The 17315-nt window shown below is 68.7% G+C and carries 16 protein-coding genes; 8 read left to right on the forward strand and 8 right to left on the reverse strand.

Annotation, left to right across the window (positions count from 1 at the left end; genetic code table 11):
• Nucleotides 1–26: 26 nt before the first annotated feature.
• The 8 genes from ABD205_RS04410 to rpmH all read right to left on the reverse strand — a co-directional run bounded on the left by ABD205_RS04410 (nt 27) and on the right by rpmH (nt 5199).
• Entirely contained in the window at nt 27–1034 is a 1008-nt protein-coding gene (locus tag ABD205_RS04410) for a ParB/RepB/Spo0J family partition protein (protein ID WP_344042802.1), read from the reverse strand.
• Complete coding sequence (locus ABD205_RS04415; protein ID WP_425572786.1) at nt 1031–1909, reverse strand: ParA family protein; 879 nt, start codon at nt 1907–1909, stop codon at nt 1031–1033. Before ABD205_RS04415 ends, ABD205_RS04410 begins: the two co-directional genes overlap by 4 nt.
• Nucleotides 1910–2130: 221 nt before the next feature.
• A complete protein-coding gene (gene rsmG / locus ABD205_RS04420; protein WP_344042806.1) occupies nt 2131–2835 on the reverse strand; it encodes a 16S rRNA (guanine(527)-N(7))-methyltransferase RsmG in 705 nt (234 codons plus the stop codon).
• A gap of 110 nt (nt 2836–2945) precedes the next feature.
• Nucleotides 2946–3446, reverse strand: a complete 501-nt coding sequence (locus ABD205_RS04425) for a Jag family protein (RefSeq protein ID WP_344042808.1) — start codon at nt 3444–3446, stop codon at nt 2946–2948.
• Nucleotides 3443–4408, reverse strand: coding sequence for a membrane protein insertase YidC (yidC, locus tag ABD205_RS04430; protein WP_344042810.1), 966 nt, complete (start codon nt 4406–4408; stop codon nt 3443–3445). The genes ABD205_RS04425 and yidC overlap by 4 nt, the downstream gene beginning before the upstream one ends.
• Before the next feature lie 22 nt (nt 4409–4430).
• On the reverse strand, nt 4431–4676 hold the full coding sequence (gene yidD / locus ABD205_RS04435; protein WP_344042812.1) for a membrane protein insertion efficiency factor YidD: 246 nt from the start codon (nt 4674–4676) through the stop codon (nt 4431–4433).
• Nucleotides 4673–5020 (reverse strand): ribonuclease P protein component, encoded by a 348-nt coding sequence (gene rnpA / locus ABD205_RS04440; protein ID WP_344042814.1) that lies wholly within the window; start codon nt 5018–5020, stop codon nt 4673–4675. Before rnpA ends, yidD begins: the two co-directional genes overlap by 4 nt.
• Before the next feature lie 41 nt (nt 5021–5061).
• A complete protein-coding gene (rpmH, locus tag ABD205_RS04445) occupies nt 5062–5199 on the reverse strand; it encodes a 50S ribosomal protein L34 (protein ID WP_192679977.1) in 138 nt (45 codons plus the stop codon).
• Nucleotides 5200–5794: 595 nt separating this feature from the next.
• Between rpmH and dnaA the strand changes: the two genes are divergently transcribed.
• The 8 genes from dnaA (at nt 5795) to gyrA (ending at nt 17288) form a co-directional block, all read left to right on the forward strand.
• On the forward strand, nt 5795–7294 hold the full coding sequence (gene dnaA / locus ABD205_RS04450; protein ID WP_344042818.1) for a chromosomal replication initiator protein DnaA: 1500 nt from the start codon (nt 5795–5797) through the stop codon (nt 7292–7294).
• 525 nt (nt 7295–7819) lie between these two features.
• Nucleotides 7820–8953, forward strand: a complete 1134-nt coding sequence (dnaN, locus tag ABD205_RS04455; RefSeq protein WP_344042820.1) for a DNA polymerase III subunit beta — start codon at nt 7820–7822, stop codon at nt 8951–8953.
• Nucleotides 8954–9020: 67 nt separating this feature from the next.
• Nucleotides 9021–9923, forward strand: coding sequence for a phosphogluconate dehydrogenase (NAD(+)-dependent, decarboxylating) (gnd, locus tag ABD205_RS04460; RefSeq protein WP_344042822.1), 903 nt, complete (start codon nt 9021–9023; stop codon nt 9921–9923).
• A gap of 20 nt (nt 9924–9943) precedes the next feature.
• Nucleotides 9944–10555 carry an HAD family hydrolase gene (locus tag ABD205_RS04465; RefSeq protein WP_344044459.1) on the forward strand — a complete coding sequence of 204 codons (612 nt, stop codon included), beginning with the start codon at nt 9944–9946 and terminating at the stop codon, nt 10553–10555.
• A gap of 34 nt (nt 10556–10589) precedes the next feature.
• Nucleotides 10590–11762, forward strand: coding sequence for a DNA replication/repair protein RecF (gene recF, locus ABD205_RS04470; protein ID WP_344042824.1), 1173 nt, complete (start codon nt 10590–10592; stop codon nt 11760–11762).
• On the forward strand, nt 11752–12324 hold the full coding sequence (locus ABD205_RS04475; protein WP_344042826.1) for a DciA family protein: 573 nt from the start codon (nt 11752–11754) through the stop codon (nt 12322–12324). The genes recF and ABD205_RS04475 overlap by 11 nt, the downstream gene beginning before the upstream one ends.
• Nucleotides 12325–12588: 264 nt before the next feature.
• Nucleotides 12589–14625 carry a DNA topoisomerase (ATP-hydrolyzing) subunit B gene (gyrB, locus tag ABD205_RS04480; RefSeq protein WP_344044461.1) on the forward strand — a complete coding sequence of 679 codons (2037 nt, stop codon included), beginning with the start codon at nt 12589–12591 and terminating at the stop codon, nt 14623–14625.
• Complete coding sequence (gene gyrA / locus ABD205_RS04485) at nt 14625–17288, forward strand: DNA gyrase subunit A (RefSeq protein ID WP_344042828.1); 2664 nt, start codon at nt 14625–14627, stop codon at nt 17286–17288. Before gyrB ends, gyrA begins: the two co-directional genes overlap by 1 nt.
• Nucleotides 17289–17315 lie beyond the last annotated feature (27 nt).

Below are 17315 nucleotides of genomic sequence, written 5' to 3' on the forward strand. Positions count from 1 at the left end.
CGACAAAGCGCTAAACCTCTAAAGCGCTAGATCGGCCTGTCGGTACGGTTGCGCGGGTCGATGATCTCCACGATCCGGCGCAGGTCGTCCAGCGTCGCGAACTCGATCGTGACCTTGCCCTTGGCGCGTCCGAGGTCGACCTTCACACGCGTCTCGAGGCGATCCCCGAGGCGGTCCGAGATCTCGGCGAGGCCCGGGGCGACCGGCTTGGCGCGGGTCACGCGGGTGGGCTTGCCGTCGCCGGTCTCGCCGACCGCGACGATCTCCTCGAGCGCGCGCACGCTGATGCCCTCGGCCACGACCTTCTGGGCCAGCCGGTCCTGGACCTCGGCGTCCTCGACGGCAAGCAAGGACCGCGCGTGGCCGGCCGAGAGAACACCGGCGGCGACACGGCGCTGGACGGCGGGGGAGAGGCGCAGGAGGCGGATCGTGTTGCTGATCTGAGGACGTGACCGACCGATGCGAGTGGCCAGCTCCTCGTGGGTGCACTCGAAGTCCTCCAGCAGCTGCTGGTAGGCCGAGGCCTCCTCGAGCGGGTTCAGCTGGGACCGGTGCAGGTTCTCCAGCAACGCGTCGCGCAGCATGGCCGTGTCGTCGGTCTCCCGGACGATGGCCGGGATCGTCTCGAGGCCGGCCTGCTGCGTCGCGCGCCACCGCCGCTCGCCCATGACGAGCTCGAACTGGTCGTCGCCCGTCTTGCGGACCACGACCGGCTGAAGGAGGCCGACTTCAGTGATGGAATGGACGAGTTCGGCCATCGCGTCCTCGTCGAAGACCTGCCGCGGGTTCGCCGCGTTGGGGCGGATCGATCCGACCGCGATTTCGGCGAAATAGGCCCCATCCACGGGCGCCAGAGCCGAATCTTCGATCTGACGGCCGTTCGTCGACAGGGTGGACCCGGGGTCCGCCGATGCGCCGTTCGTCGATCCTGGGGCAAAGTCCGCATCCCGGACGTCATGGTTGACAACCGGGGCCGTCGGGATCAGCGATCCGAGACCCCGTCCGAGACCTCGCTTCGCCACAGGCTTGTTCATCGACTCATCCCCTTCGAGGCGATCTCGCGCGCCGCCTCCAGATAGCTCAGCGCACCCGGTGAGCCCGGATCGTAGGTCATCACCGTCTGTCCGTACGACGGTGCCTCGGAGACACGCACGGAGCGCGGGATGTAGGTGCGCAGGACCTGGTCGCCGAAGTGGGACTTGACCTCCTCGGCGACACCCGCCGCGAGACGTGTCCGGCCGTCGTACATCGTCACCAGGATGGTGGAGACGGCGAGATCGGGGTTGAGGTGAGCACGCACCATGTCCACGGTCTTGAGCAGTTGACCGAGTCCCTCGAGTGCGTAGTACTCCGCCTGGATGGGGATCAGCAGCTCCGCGCCGGCCACGAGGGCATTGATCGTGAGCAACCCGAGCGACGGCGGGCAGTCGATGAAGATGTAGTCCCAGCGGTCCTCGCCGGCCGTCTCGGCGTCGCCGACCCGCGGGTGCGCGCGGAGTGCCTTCTGCAGCCGACCCTCGCGAGCGACGACGCTCACGAGCTCGATCTCCGCGCCGGCCAGGTCGATGGTGGCCGGCACGACGTCGAGACCGGGGATCTCGGGGGAGGGCACCACGACGTCACCCAGCGGCGTACCGTCGACCAGCAGCTCGTAAGTGCCGGGCGTCCCCTGGAAGTGGTCGATGCTGAGTGCGGTCGAGGCGTTGCCCTGCGGGTCCAGATCGATCACCAGGACGCGCTGGCCGAGTTGGGCGAGTCCTGCGGCAACATTGACCGTCGACGTCGTCTTGCCGACGCCACCCTTCTGATTGGCGACGACGAACGTGCGTGTCGCCATGGGTCGGGGGATCGACGGACGGCTCTGCGAACCGATGCGGGCGAGCACGCTGTTCTCCGCCGCACGGGCCAGCGGAGTCTCTGCGTCAGCGAAGCTCGTGGAGAAGGCCGCGAGGTCGGCAGCGGTCTTCACCTGGTACGTCGTCCGGGTCGGTGTTTCACGTGAAACATCCTCCTCCCTGACGTTGCGCTCCTGTGGATGAAACACACCGTTCTGTGGATGTTCACGCTCAGGCGACACGCTCCCACCGGTGGAAAACTCTGTGTCCGCCTCGTTGCGCTGTTCTCCGTCGGTCACGCTTCACGCCTCCGGTCTCGTTGCTTACGCATCTTCTTCGCCGAGCCCGCCGGGCGCCGAGCAGACGCCAAAGATACCTTTGCCGGATCGGCCCAAGCGACTCGCAGGCACACGGTTGTGGAGTCCAACAGTCCCGCCCCGAGCTCCGACACCTCGGGCCTGGCGCAGCCCAGCCGGCGAAGCGTCGGCGCGGCCTCCTCGATCTCGTCGCCGACCGACGATCCCTTCATCGCGACGAGGGCTCCGGAGGGCGCGACCAGCGGCATCGACCATTCGAGCAGTCGACCGAGGGGAGCGACGGCCCGGGACGTGACGGCGTCGAATCGGCGTTGTCCGTGCAGCGCGTCGGCCCTGCCGCGAACCACCTCGACGTTGGAGAGGCCGAGATCTTCGACGACCTCGGACAGGAACGTCGTACGCCTGAGCAGCGGCTCGATCAGCGTCACCTGCAGAGACGGGTTGGTGATCGCGACCACCAGCCCGGGAAGGCCGGCTCCCGAGCCGATGTCGGCGACCGTGCCGGTCTCGGGCAGCGCGGTCGCGAGCACCGCGCAGTTGAGAATGTGTCGGTCCCAGAGCCTCGGCACCTCACGCGGGCCGATCAGGCCGCGGACCACGCCCGCGTCAGCCAGCCACGCCGCATAGCGTTCGACGAGGGGGAGGCGGTCGGCAGCGAAAACCCTCCCTGCGACCTCCGGCATCGCCGGAGGCAGGGAGGGTGCGCCGAGTTCCCCGCGGTCAGTCATCGGTTCTGATGTTTCACGTGAAACGCCCCGGGCCGCAACCCGGGGCGTTTCACGTGGAACGGAAGTCACGCGGGCTGCACTACCACGTAGCGACGCGGCTCGACGCCCTCGGACGAGGACGTCAGGCCCGCGCCGGCGACAGCATCGTGGACGACCTTGCGCTCGAACGGGGACATCGGCTCGAGAGCGACGGGTGCTCCCGTCTCCTTGACCTTCGCGACGGTCTCCTCGGCGACCTTCTCCAGCGCGGTCCGGCGGTCCGCACGGAAACCCGAGATGTCCAGCATGAGACGCGAGCGCTCACCCGTCTCGCGGTAGACGGCGAGCCGCGTCAGCTCCTGCAGCGCGTCCAGCACCTCGCCGTCGCCGCCGACCAGCTGGGAGAGATCCGCTCCGACGATCGACACGGCAGCACGGTCACCTTCGACGTCCATGTCCAGATCGCCGTCGAGGTCCGCGATGTCGAGCAGCTCCTCCAGATAGTCGGCTGCGATGTCGCCCTCCTGCTCGAGGCGCTTCACGCGGTCGGTGTCGTCCTTGACGGGCTCGGAGATCTCGTCGGTCATGGCTGTTCGTCCTTCTTCGGCGTGTTCGGGCGGGAAGACTGCTTGCGCTGCTCGCGGGTCTGGCGCTTCGGCTGCTGCCGCTTCGGGGCCCGGTTCTCCTCGACGACGTCCGTGGCCGGCGGGCCGTCCACCGCGAGCGTCTCGCCGTGGCGCGCGGCCTTGGCGCGGTCGCGCTCCTCCTTCGCCTTCGCGGCGGGAGTGCCGGGCGCAGGGTTGTTGCGGATCACGTAGAACTGCTGGCACATCGTCCAGATGTTCGAGGTCGTCCAGTAGATCATCAGGCCGATCGGGAACGCGATGCCACCGACGGCGAAGACAACGGGCAGCACGTAGAGGAGCAGCTTCTGCTGCTGCGCGTACTGCCCGGTCATCGCATCGGCCGGCATGTTCTTGCTCATCAGCTGACGCTGCGTCGTGAACGTCGTCGCGGTCATCGCGATGACCAGGATGATGGCCAGCACGACGACGTTGGTCGTCGTGTGGTGCGTCAGCGACTCCGAGATGTTCGCGCCGAAGATCTCAGCGTGCTTGATCTCGTCGACGTCGGACTGCTTGAGGAAGCCCTTCGGCGTGCCCTTGGCGGCGTTGTTCAGCAGGTGGAACAGCGACAGGAAGATCGGCATCTGCAGGATGAGCGGCAGGCACGAGGCGAACGGGTTCGTGCCCGTCTCCTTGTACAGCTTCATCGTCTCCTGGGCGAGACGCTCACGGTCGTGGCCGTACTTCTTCTGCAGCTCCTTGACCTTCGGCTGGATCAGCTGCATGTTCCGGCTCGACTTGATCTGCTTCACGAAGAGCGGGATCAGCATCGCTCGGATCGTGACCGTCAGGCCGATGATCGCCAGGGTCCACGACCAGCCGGACGACATCGGCAGCAGGTCGAACAGCCGGTGCCAGCCCAGCCAGATCGCCGAGATGGCGTAGTAGAGCGGGGTGCCGATGGTGGTCAGCAGATTGCCCACGAGGTCGGGCTCCTAACGGGGGTCAGTGAGACGTACCCGTGCGCACACGGGAGGAACGAGGGGGGACCGGGTCGTAACCGCCGGCGGCCCAGGGATGGCATCGAGCGACGCGCCGCACCGCCAGCCAGCTGCCACGTGCGCTGCCGTGCACCTGCACCGCCTCCAGCGCGTAGGCCGAGCAGCTCGGGTGGTAGCGGCACACCTGCCCGTACAGCGGGCTGATCAACAGTCGGTAGGCCTTGAGCAGGCCGATGAGCAGGTATTTCACGATGTCACCCGCTCGAGGCAACGAGCCAGGTCGACGCGGAGTTCCTCGTAGCCGGCATCGGCAGAGGCAGGAAGCGCCCTGACCACGAGCACAGCAGAGCCCGGAAGCCGCGTCTCCACGGAGGAGAGCTGCTCCCGGGCCAGGTGTCGAAGTCGCCGCTTCACACGGTTCCGCGTCACTGAGGGTCCTACCGCCTTGCTGACCACGAAGCCGATCCGCACCCCGGCGTCACCCTCGACCGTGTCGAGGTGGACGACCAGCGTGCGGCTACCGGCCCGGCGTCCCCGCCGTACTGCCGAGGCGAAGCCCGCGGCGTCCGTGAGCCGTTGAGCACGGGCCAACACAACAGGACGCCGACGCGGCGGTCAGCCGTGGACGGACCGGCTCAGACGGCCAGGTCCTTGCGACCCTTGCGGCGCCGAGCCGCCAGGATCGCGCGGCCAGCGCGGGTGCGCATGCGCAGACGGAAGCCGTGCGTCTTGGCGCGACGACGGTTGTTCGGCTGGTACGTACGCTTGCTCACGAGAATTCCTTAGGTGAATCGAGTCTTGGCGTGTCGCCCGGCAACAGTCGGCAGCACCGTGATCCACTGTGGTCGGCACTGTGGATCAGTCCGGTCGGCTGGCACCGCCCGCCCGCGGTTGAGCCCCGAAACGATCGAGGATCCCGTGGACATGCGGCGTCGGTCGACGCTCTCTTCTACTACCGGCGACCGGCCAACGGTACGCGGAGCCGACTGACAGGGTCAAACTCCGGCGACACCTGCCGGCGGTCCTTTCGAACAGTACCCGTGGGACGATCGTCACGGCCTGTGGACAACGGGTTGCTAGGAGCGAGTCCCGGGGGTTAGTTTCGTCAGGTACCGAGGTTCCCTGCCGTCGCCGTGGACCCTGGGGCGCTTCCGCGGGGGGAGCAGTCGGGAGATCACTCGAATGCCGCGCTGACCTGCGAAAACGTTCGAGGATCATGATCGGGGTCGTGTCTCGGTCCGGTTCGATCCACACACTATGAGCCGGGTTCACAGCTTGTGGACAAACTTGTGGAGACCATCACCACCACGACCGAACCGCGGCCGCCGAGCAGACGTCCGCGACTCCTGACAGGGAAGGCTGATCCGCGTGGACAACACGTCAGCTCCGGAGCCTCCAGCCACTGGACACCACGCGTCGACCGGCGACTCCGGCGAGACGTCCCTCGAAACCGCCTGGTCGAAGGTCGTCCGCGATCTCCAGCCGAGCGCCCAGGCCTGGGTACGCACGAGCCAGCCCGTCGCCATCCACGGTGACACCGCGATCGTCGCCGTCCCCAACGACTTCACCCGCAACCGCCTCGAGGGCGCCCTCCGCAAGGACCTCGAGGATGCGCTCAGCCGCGAGCTGGGCCGGGAGGTGCGCATCGCGGTCACGGTCAACGAGGAGCTCGAGGGTCAGCCCGTCATGACGCTCGAGACGCCGGCGCCGCAGGTGCCCCAGCAGGAGATCGACGTACCGACTAATCAACAAGTCGATATGTCGACACAGGCCGAGCCGACGTCGCACTCCTCGTCCACGAGCGGCGCCGACACGCGTCCGAGCGCGCTCGAGACTCGGCTCAACCCGAAGTACACGTTCGAGACGTTCGTCATCGGCTCGTCCAACCGCTTCCCCCACGCCGCCGCCGTCGCGGTCAGCGAGGCGCCCGGCAAGGCGTACAACCCGCTCCTGGTCTACGGCGAGTCCGGACTCGGCAAGACGCACCTGCTGCACGCGATCGGGCACTACGTGCGCAGCCTCTACAACGGGGCGAAGGTGCGTTACGTGAGCTCGGAGGAGTTCACCAACGAGTTCATCAACGCGATCCGCGACGACCGGCAGGACCGCTTCAAGCGGCGCTACCGCGACGTCGACGTGCTGCTCATCGACGACATCCAGTTCCTGGAGGGCAAGACCCAGACCCAGGAGGAGTTCTTCCACACGTTCAACACGCTCCACAACGCGAACAAGCAGATCGTGCTGACCTCCGACCGCGCCCCGAAGCGCCTCGAGGCGCTCGAGGACCGGCTGCGCAACAGGTTCGAGTGGGGCCTCATCACCGACGTGCAGCCGCCCGACGTCGAGACCCGCATCGCGATCCTGCGGAAGAAGGCGGCCATGGACCGACTCACTGCGCCGCCGGACGTGCTCGAGTTCATCGCGACCAAGATCCAGACGAACATCCGCGAGCTCGAGGGTGCGCTCATCCGGGTCACGGCCTTCGCGAACCTCAATCGCCAAGAGGTCGACATGACGCTGGCGGAGATCGTGCTCAAGGACCTCATCCCCGAGGGCGGCGAGCCCGAGATCACCGCGGGCCTCATCATCGCCCAGACGGCGGCGTACTTCGGGCTCTCGATCGACGAGCTCACCGGGCCCTCCCGCGGCCGCCATCTCGTGATGGCACGCCAGATCGCGATGTACCTCTGCCGCGAGCTGACGGACCTGTCGCTGCCGAAGATCGGCGCGCAGTTCGGCAACCGCGACCACACGACGGTCATGTACGCCGAGCGGAAGATCAACCAGCTGCTCGCCGAGCGCCGCGCCGTCTTCAACCAGGTCAGCGAGCTCACCAACCGGGTGAAGCTGCAGGCGCGCCAGACCTGACGCGTCGCGCACGACGTCGCAAGCGACCCGTGGCCCTGCGAGCCGAGCTCGTGGGGCCACGGTCGTCTCCGGACGTCGTCACCGGGATCGACGGCGAGGTCACCGGGCGGGGTCATCGACCGAGCCATCGGCCTGTGTAGTTCGGGCGGTCAGAGGTCCGAATTACACGGGGAGGATCTGAGGACGAGCCCTGACGAACACGGTGGACGAACGGCGCCGCACACACCGACGGCCGTCTCTCCACGGCGGCGTCCACACCCCCTGTGTGCAACAAGTCCTCCGTGCGACCAGCCACAACGGCCGTTGTCCACAGTTTCCACGGACCCTATGACTCCCTCGGACCTATAACCGGTTCGATCATCCGTGAAAACCCACAACGCCTCTTTCCTGGGGACAACCACTCAGAACCACAGGACTTGTCACACTTCCCGTCACCCGCCGGTGCCGAGTGTCCCCGTCGCGTGGCAGGATTCAGATCCCACGTCTGGACCCCCAGCCGCGCCCGAGCAAGAAGGACCACACATCGTGAAGTTCCGCGTCGACCGCGACGTGTTCGCGGATGCCGTCGCCTGGGCTGCCCGCAGCCTTCCCGTCCGCCCGAGCACGCCTGTCCTGTCCGGCCTCCTCATCGAGGCGAGCCACGAAGGTCTGGTCCTGTCGACCTTCGACTACGAGACCTCCGCCCGGGCGACCCTGTCCGCCGAGGTCGCCGACGAGGGCAAGGCACTGGTGAGCGGTCGCCTGCTCGCCGACATCGTCCGCAGCCTGCCCGCCAAGCCCGTCGAGCTCACCCTCGAGGGCACGCGTGCGAGCCTGACCTGTGGCTCCGCCCGGTTCAGCCTCCAGACGATGCCGGTCGAGGACTACCCGACGCTCCCCGACATGCCCACCGCCGCCGGCACCGTGAAGAGCGAGGTCTTCGCGCACGCCGTCGCCCAGGCGGTGACGGCCGCCGGTCGCGACGACATGCTCCCGGTCCTGACCGGCGTCCGCCTCGAGATCGACGGCTCGACGATCTCGTTGCTCGCCACCGACCGCTTCCGGCTCTCGATCCGCGAGCTCGAGTGGTCCCCGAGCACACCCGACGAGACCCTCGCCGCCCTGGTGCCGGCCAAGGTGCTCGCCGACACGGCCAAGTCGCTGACCAACGGCAGCGAGGTCACCATCGCGCTGTCCTCCGGCGGCGCCGGCGAGGGCATCATCGGCTTCGAGGGCGCGGCCGCGGGCGGCGTACGACGCACGACGACGCGCCTGCTCGACGGCGAGTTCCCCAAGGTGCGCAGCCTGTTCCCGAGCGAGCACCTCACCAAGGCGCTCGTCGACAAGGCGGCGCTGGTCGAGTCCGTCAAGCGCGTCTCGCTCGTCGCGGAGCGCAACACCGCGGTCCAGCTGAAGTTCTCCGAGGGCGTCCTCACGCTCGACGCCGGGTCCGGCGAGGAGGCACAGGCATCGGAGTCGATCGAGGCGGACATCAACGGCGAGGAGCTGACGACCGGCTTCAACCCGCAGTTCCTCCTCGACGGGCTGACCGCGATCGACGAGACCACGGTCGAGCTCGCCTTCACCCAGGCGTCCAAGCCAGTGGTGATCAGCGGCTCCGGCGAGCACGAGGTCGCGGGCTTCCGCTACCTGCTGATGCCGCGCCGCCTGCTGTCCTGATCCCTGCCCCGACTGGGCACCTGAACGGCACCTAGTCTGGGACAGACCCACCCACGAGAGGATCGCCATGCACATCGGACTCGTCGGCCTCGGCAAGATGGGCGGCAACATGCGCACCCGTCTGCGCAACGCCGGCCACACCGTCATCGGCTATGACCGCAACAAGGATCTCTCCGACTCCAGCAGCCTCGCCGACATGGTCGAGCAGCTGCGCGCGATCGGCGACGGGCCGACGGTGGTCTGGGTGATGGTTCCGGCCGGCGAGCCGACCCACGCCACCATCGTCGAGCTCAAGGAGCTCCTCGACGCGGGCGACCTGGTCGTCGACGGCGGCAACAGCAAGTACACCGACGACGCGGACAACGCCGCCTCCCTCGGCGAGAAGGGCATCGGCTTCGTCGACTGCGGCGTCTCGGGCGGTGTCTGGGGCCTGGAGAACGGCTATGCGCTGATGTACGGCGGCAAGGCGACCGAGGCCGAGAAGGTGATGCCCGCCCTGCTCGCGCTCAAGCCCGACCACACCGAGGACGGCCTCGTCCACTGCGGCGAGACGGCCGGTGCTGGCCACTTCGCGAAGATGGTCCACAACGGCATCGAGTACGCGATGATGCAGGCGTACGCCGAGGGCTGGGAGCTGCTCAACAAGGTCGACATCGTCCAGAACGTGCCCGAGATCTTCGCCTCCTGGCGGACCGGCACCGTCGTCCGTTCGTGGCTCCTCGACCTCCTCGTCGACCAGCTCCGCGCCGATGAGCACCTCGACAAGATCAAGGGCTACGCCGACGACTCCGGCGAGGGTCGCTGGACCGTCCAGGCCGCGATCGACAACGCCGTGCCGATGCCGGCCATCTCGGCCTCGCTGTTCGCGCGATTCGTCTCCCGCCAGGAGGACGACGTGGCGATGAAGGCGATCGCGGCCATGCGCAACGGGTTCGGCGGTCACGCCGTCATCTCGGAGTCGGAGGCCTGACCGTCTCCGCGACCGGAGCGATCCGGCACGTCCTCCTCGATGCCGACGGCGTCCTCCAGCGCCGGCCGGGCGGCTGGGAGAGCGCGTTCGAGGAGTGGTTGGGCGTGCGGGCCCCGGACTTCCTCGAGGAGATGTTCGAGGCGGAGAAGCCGGCGATCCGGGGTGAGCGAGACGCGGTCGAGGTGCTGGCCGAGGTGCTCGACAGCCACGGAGTGGCGGCGCAGCCCGAGCTCGTCTTCGAGTCGGTGTGGCACCGGATCGAGGCCGTGCCGGACAGCCTCGACCTGGTCCGGCGGCTGCGCGCCGCCGGTCTCGGAGTCCACCTCGGCACGAACCAGACCCTGCGCCGGGCGGCGTACATGCGCGAGGAGCTCGGGTACGACGACCTGTTCGACGTGTCCTGCTACTCCGCCGAGCTCGGCCTGGCCAAGCCCGACCCGGCGTACTTCCGGCGCGCCGCGGAGCTGATCGGCGCGCAGCCGGGCGAGGTCCTGTTCGTCGACGACACCGGGCCGAACGTCGACGGCGCGCGTGCGGCGGGGATGCCGGCGGTGCACTGGCACCTGCGCGACGGCCACGCACTGCTGGAGAAGCTGCTGGCCGAGCACGGCGTCGTCCCGACCGCGTCCTAGAGTTCTCCCCGAAGGCGAACGGGGAGGAGGAGTCGTGCACGTCTCGCACCTGACCCTCCACGACTTCCGGTCCTACGAGAGCGCGGAGGTCGCACTCGAGCCCGGCGTCACCTCGTTCGTCGGCCGCAACGGCCAGGGCAAGACGAACCTCGTCGAGGCGATCGACTACCTGTCGCGGCTGCAGTCGCACCGCGTGGCCTCCGACGCACCGCTCGTGCGCGCCGGCGCCGACCAGGCCGTCGTACGCGCGGCTGTCGTGAAAGACGGCCGCACCGCCGTCCTCGAGGTCGAGATCAATCCCGGCCGAGCGAACCGTGCGCGGATCAACCGCTCGCCCCTGCCGCGCACCCGCGAGCTGGTCGGCCTGGTGCGTACCGTGCTGTTCTCGCCCGAGGACCTCGCCCTCGTCAAGGGCGATCCCGCCGAGCGCCGACGCTTCCTCGACGACCTGATGGTGCTGCGTACGCCGCGACTGGCCGGCGCTCGCGCGGACTACGACCGCGTGCTCCGGCAGCGCAACTCGCTGCTCCGCACCGGGCGCTCGGGCGGACGGGGAGGCCAGGAAGGCGTCCTCGCGACGCTGGCGGTCTGGGACGAGCACCTCGCGCGCACCGGCGCCGAGATCCTCGCGGAGCGGCTCGCGCTCACCGACGCGCTGCGCCCGTACGTCGGCAAGGCCTACGAGACGGTCGCGCGTGGAGCGTCGCGTGACGACGCGGAGATCGCCTACCGGCCGTCGTTCGACCTCGCCGGGGCCACCACCCAGGCGGAGATCGAGAAGGCCATCCACGCCGAGCTCGCCCGACGGCAGCGCGACGAGCTGGACCGGGGCGTGTCACTGGTCGGGCCGCACCGCGACGAGCTGCTGCTGACGATCGGCACCGGGTCGCCCGCGCCGGAGGAGCCGGATCGCAGGAGTCATCTTCCGGTGAAGGGCTACGCGTCGCACGGGGAGTCGTGGTCGTTCGCGCTCGCCCTCCGGCTGGCGTCGTACGACCTGCTCCGTGCGGACGGCGACGACCCGATCCTCATCCTCGACGACGTGTTCGCCGAGCTCGACACCGACCGGCGCGACCAGCTAGCCGCGCTCGTGGCCGGCGCCGAGCAGGTGCTCGTGACCGCGGCCGTCGGTGCCGACGTGCCCGAGGCGCTGCGCGGGACGCGCTACCGCGTGGCGGGCGGGGAGGTCGACCGCGATGACGCCTGAGGACGATCCTGCCCGGGCGGACGACGACGTACGGCCGGAGCGACCGGAGGGTCAGCCTGCCGACGAGACGCCGGCAGCGGACGGTCTCGACCTGGCTCGCGCGCTGACGCGGGCCACCGCTGGGTCCTCGACGAGGAAGGCGACCAAGCGGCGCAAGCAGCAGCCGCCCGTGCGAGGCCGGGTGAGTGGCAGCCACCCCGACGACCGCGACCCCCAGCTCCTCGACGCGACGCTCGGACGCCTCGTCGCCGACCACGGCTGGGAGCTCGACCTGCGCGTGCACGGCGTCTTCGCCCGGTGGTCCGAGATCCTGGGCACCGAGATCGCCGACCACGCGACGCCCGAGTCGTTCGCCGACGGCCGCCTGGTGGTCCGCACAGACTCGACGGCCTGGGCGACCCAGCTGAGGCTGCTGGCGCCGACCGTCGTACGTCGACTCAACGAGGAGCTCGGGCACGGGACGGTCCTGGCGATCGACGTCCTCGGCCCGCACGGACCGTCGTGGAAGAAGGGCAGGCTCTCGTCCCGGGACGGTCGCGGTCCGCGCGACACGTACGGCTGAGTCGACCTCGAATCTGCCGATCTGACGGCCGCCCGCCGGTACAGGGACCCATCGGGACCCCCGTTCGGGCCTCGCAGCGCCGCTTCCGTCACGTCACGGGCCGCTTTTCACTCCCAGTCGCCCCCGTCCACAGGGGCGATGCGTGGTTTCCGGGTCTCAGACCGGTAACATTGGCCCGTGAGCGAAGCCGACGAGACCGCCGACACGCAGTCCCAGCCGACGCAAGTCGAAACGCCCCAGAAGCCCACACCTCCCACCCCCGTCATGGCGGACTACGACGCCTCGGCGATCCAGGTGCTCGAAGGGCTCGAGGCCGTCCGCAAGCGTCCCGGCATGTACATCGGCTCCACGGGCGTGCGCGGCCTCCACCACCTGATCTGGGAGATCGTCGACAACTCGGTGGACGAGGCGCTGGCCGGCCACTGCGACACGATCCTCATCACGCTGAACCCCGACGGCTCGGTGAGCGTCGAGGACAACGGGCGAGGCATCCCGACCGACACGGCTCCGGGCCAGGAGCTGCCGGCGGCGACGCTCGCGCTGACGGTCCTCCACGCCGGCGGCAAGTTCGGCGGCGGCGGCTACAAGGTCTCCGGTGGTCTGCACGGCGTCGGCTCCTCGGTCGTCAACGCGCTCTCGACGCGCCTGCGCCTGGAGGTCAAGAACCGCGGCCACGTCTGGGAGCAGGAGTTCTCGTCGGGCGTCCCCGACTACCCGCTGCGGCAGGTGCGCGCCCTCGAGGGCGGCGAGCGGACCGGCACCAAGGTGACCTGGTGGGCCTCGGACGACATCTTCGAGACGACCGAGTACAACCTCGAGACGATCTCGACGCGGTTCCGCGAGATGGCCTTCCTCAACAAGGGCCTCAAGATCGTGCTGCGCGACGAGCGGCCCGAGACCGAGGAGATCGCCGAGGCGGTGGCCGCCGAGGGCGCTGAGAGCGACCTGGCCTCCGACGTCCACGCCACCGACGAGGGCGGCCACAAGATCCTCGAGCAGATCTTCAAGTACGACAACGGTCTCGCCGACTACGTCGAGTACCTCAACAAGCGCAAGGCGCCGGTCTCGCCGGTGATCCACTTCGAGGCCGAGACCGGGGACAGCGCCCGCAACCCGATGAGCCTCGAGCTCGCCATGCAGTGGCAGGCGACGTCGTACAACGAGGCCGTCCACACCTTCGCCAACACGATCAACACCCCCGAGGGCGGGACCCACGAGGAGGGCTTCCGCGCCGCGCTCACCAGCCTGATGAACCGCTGGGGCGAGGAGTGGGGCCTGATCAAGAAGAAGGAGGACCGCCTCACGGGTGACGACATCCGCGAGGGGCTCACGGCGATCATCAGCCTCAAGATCGGCGAGCCGCAGTTCGAGGGCCAGACGAAGGCCAAGCTCGGCAACACCGAGGCGAAGGGCTTCACCCAGTCGGTCGTCAACGACCAGCTCGGCGCATGGCTGGAGCAGAACCCCTCCGAGGGCAAGGAGGTCATCCGCAAGGCCCAGGCCGCGGCGACCGCCCGCATCGCCGCCCGCAAGGCGCGCGACCTCGCCCGCAACCGCAAGGGCCTGCTCGGCAACGGCGCCCTCCCGGGCAAGCTCTCGGACTGCCAGTCGACGAACCCGGCCGAGTGCGAGGTCTTCATCGTCGAGGGTGACTCCGCCGGCGGCTCCGCCCGGCAGGGCCGCGACCCGCGGATCCAGGCGATCCTCCCGATCCGCGGCAAGATCCTCAACGTCGAGAAGGCGCGCCTCGACAAGGTCCTGGCCAACCAGGAGGTCCAGTCGATCATCTCGGCACTGGGCACCGGGGTCCACGACGAGTTCAACATCGCCAAGCTGCGCTACCACAAGATCGTGCTGATGGCCGACGCCGACGTCGACGGCCACCACATCAACACGCTGCTGCTGACGCTGCTGTTCCGTTTCATGAAGCCGCTCATCGAGCAGGGCTACGTGTACATGGCCCAGCCCCCGCTCTACCGCCTGCGCTGGAACAAGCCGCACGAGCACGAGTTCGTCTACTCCGACGCCGAGCGCGACGCGTTGCTGCGCGAGGGTCAGGCCCAGGGCAAGAAGCTGCCGAAGGAGAACCCGGTCCAGCGCTACAAGGGTCTCGGCGAGATGAACGCCAAGGAGCTGTGGGAGACCACGATGGACCCCGACCAGCGGCTGATGCTGCAGGTCACGCTCGACGATGCCGCCCATGCCGACGAGATCTTCTCGATCCTCATGGGCGAGGACGTCGAGCAGCGCCGCTCCTTCATCCAGCGCAACGCCAAGGACGTTAGGTTCCTCGATATCTGATGACTGAGACTCCCACTGACGGCGGCGCCCCCCTCGGCGGTCGCATCGAGCCGATCGAGCTGCAGACCTCGATGCAGCGCGCCTACATCGACTACGCGATGGCGGTCATCGTCGGGCGAGCTCTGCCCGACGTACGTGACGGCCTGAAGCCGGTGCACCGTCGCGTCCTGTACGCGATGTACGACGGCGGCTACCGCCCGGACCGCGGCTTCTCGAAGTGTTCGCGCGTCGTCGGCGACGTGATGGGTCAGTACCACCCGCACGGCGACACGGCGATCTACGACACCCTGGTGCGCCTGGCGCAGCCGTGGGTCATGCGCGCCCCGCTGGTGCAGGGCCAGGGCAACTTCGGCTCGCCGGGCAACGACTCCGCCGCGGCGATGCGATACACCGAGTGCCGGATGGCGCCGCTCGCCATGGAGATGGTGCGCGACATCGACGAGGAGACCGTCGACTTCCAGCCGAACTACGACGGCCGCTCGCAGGAGCCGACGATCCTGCCGGCCCGGTTCCCCAACCTGCTGGTCAACGGGTCCGCCGGCATCGCGGTCGGCATGGCGACCAACATCCCGCCGCACAACCTGCGTGAGGTGGCCGACGGCGCGAAGTGGGCCCTCGAGCACCCCGAGGCGACCCGGGAGGAGCTCCAGGAGGCGCTGATCGAGCGCGTCAAGGGCCCTGACTTCCCCAACGGAGCGCTCATCGTCGGCCACGCCGGCATCGAGCAGGCCTACCGCACCGGTCGCGGCTCGATCACGCAGCGCGCCGTGATCGCCGTCGACGAGGACGACAAGGGCCGCACGATCCTGGTGATCACCGAGCTGCCCTACATGGTCAACCCGGACAACCTGGCCCTGAAGATCGCCGAGCTCGCCGACTCCGGCAAGGTGCAGGGCATCTCCGACGTCCGCGACGACACGTCGGACCGCACCGGCCAGCGACTGGTCGTCGTGCTGAAGCGCGACGCGGTCGCGCGGGTCGTGCTCAACAACCTGCTCAAGCACACCGAGCTGCAGACCAACTTCAGCGCCAACATGCTGGCGCTCGTCGATGGTGTGCCGCGGACGCTCTCGATCGACCAGTTCATCTCGAACTGGGTAGCGCACCAGATCGAGGTCATCCAGCGACGGACGGCTTACCGACTGCGCAAGGCCGAGGAGCGCGCCCACATCCTGCGCGGCCTCGTCAAGGCCCTCGACATGCTCGACGAGGTCATCGCGCTCATCCGGCGCTCGCCCGACGTCGCGGAGGCCCGCCAGGGCCTCATCGCGCTGCTCGACATCGACGAGCTCCAGGCGACCGCGATCCTCGACATGCAGCTGCGCCAGCTGGCCGCGCTGCAGCGCCAGAAGATCATCGACGACCTGGCTGAGTTCGAGCGCGTCATCGCGGACCTCAAGGACATCCTCGCGAAGCCCGAGCGGCAGCGATCGATCGTGATCGAGGAGCTCGACGAGATCGTCGAGAGGTACGGCAACGACCGTCGTACGCAGCTCATCGCGGCCGACGGGGACCTGTCCATGGAGGACCTCATCCCCGACGAGGAGCTCGTCGTCTCGATCACCCGCGGTGGCTACGCCAAGCGGACCCGCGCCGACGCCTACCGCTCGCAGAAGCGCGGGGGCAAGGGCGTCCGTGGCGCCACACTGCGTGGCGACGACATCGTCGAGCACTTCATCGCGACCACCAACCACCACTGGCTGCTGTTCTTCACCACGGCCGGCCGGGTCTACCGCACCAAGGCCTACAACCTGCCCGAGGCCGCTCGCGACGCCAAGGGCGGCCACGTCGCCGGCCTGCTGTCGTTCCAGCCGGACGAGTCGATCGCTCAGGTGCTCGCGATCCGCGACTACGACCAGGCGCCGTACCTCGTGCTGGCCACGAGGAGCGGCCTGGTCAAGAAGACGCGGCTCGCCGACTACAACTCGCCGCGTCAGGCGGGTGTCATCGCGATCAACTTCCGCGAGGACGACGACGAGCTGGTCGGCGCCGAGCTGGTCAACCCTGACGACCACATCCTGCTGGTGTCGCGGAAGGGCCAGGCCGTGCGGTTCATCGCGAGCGACGACCAGCTGCGGCCGATGGGCCGCGCGACGTCGGGCGTGACGGGCATGAAGTTCCGCGACGGCGACTCGGTGCTGTCGATGTCGGTCATCCGGGCGGCCGAAGCCGCGCACGAGGAGTCCGACGAGGACGTGCAGTACGTCTTCACGATCACCGACGGCGGTTTCGCCAAGCGGTCTCGGATCTCTGAATACCGGATCACGAACCGCGGCGGTCTCGGCGTGCGTGCCATGCAGCTCAGCGACGAGAAGCGCGGCGTCCTCGCAGGGGCGTTCATCGTCAAGGACGGCGACGAGATCCTCTCGATCACCGCCAACGGGCAGGTCGTCCGCTCGCCCATCGACGCCGACTTCCCGGCCAAGGGCCGTTCGACGATGGGCGTGAAGTTCGTCTCGCCGAAGAACGGCGACTCGGTGGCCGTGGTGGCCCGCTCGGTCGAGTCCCGCGAGGACGAGATCGAGGAGGACCTGGCCGCTGCCGCGGCCGACGGGCCGCTCGAGCCGGACGTCGCCGAGGCGGCGGATGTGGACGTGGATGCAACAATCGAGGCGGCCGACGCCGCTGGCGCGGCTGAGATTGTCGATGACACGGAGGAATGAGGATGTCTGAGCGTCCCGGCGAACGTA

Source organism: Nocardioides panacihumi, from assembly GCF_039530925.1.
Lineage (GTDB): Bacteria > Actinomycetota > Actinomycetes > Propionibacteriales > Nocardioidaceae > Nocardioides > Nocardioides panacihumi.

Bases quoted from the DNA above. Each gene is read 5' to 3' on its own strand.
- ABD205_RS04410 (WP_344042802.1), bottom strand. From the start codon at position 1,034: ATGAACAAGCCTGTGGCGAAGCGAGGTCTCGGACGGGGTCTCGGATCG.
- rsmG (WP_344042806.1), bottom strand. From the start codon at position 2,835: ATGCCGGAGGTCGCAGGGAGGGTTTTCGCTGCCGACCGCCTCCCCCTC.
- ABD205_RS04425 (WP_344042808.1), bottom strand. From the start codon at position 3,446: ATGACCGACGAGATCTCCGAGCCCGTCAAGGACGACACCGACCGCGTG.
- gnd (WP_344042822.1), top strand. From the start codon at position 9,021: ATGCACATCGGACTCGTCGGCCTCGGCAAGATGGGCGGCAACATGCGC.
- ABD205_RS04475 (WP_344042826.1), top strand. From the start codon at position 11,752: ATGACGCCTGAGGACGATCCTGCCCGGGCGGACGACGACGTACGGCCG.
- gyrB (WP_344044461.1), top strand. From the start codon at position 12,589: ATGGCGGACTACGACGCCTCGGCGATCCAGGTGCTCGAAGGGCTCGAG.
- gyrA (WP_344042828.1), top strand. From the start codon at position 14,625: ATGACTGAGACTCCCACTGACGGCGGCGCCCCCCTCGGCGGTCGCATC.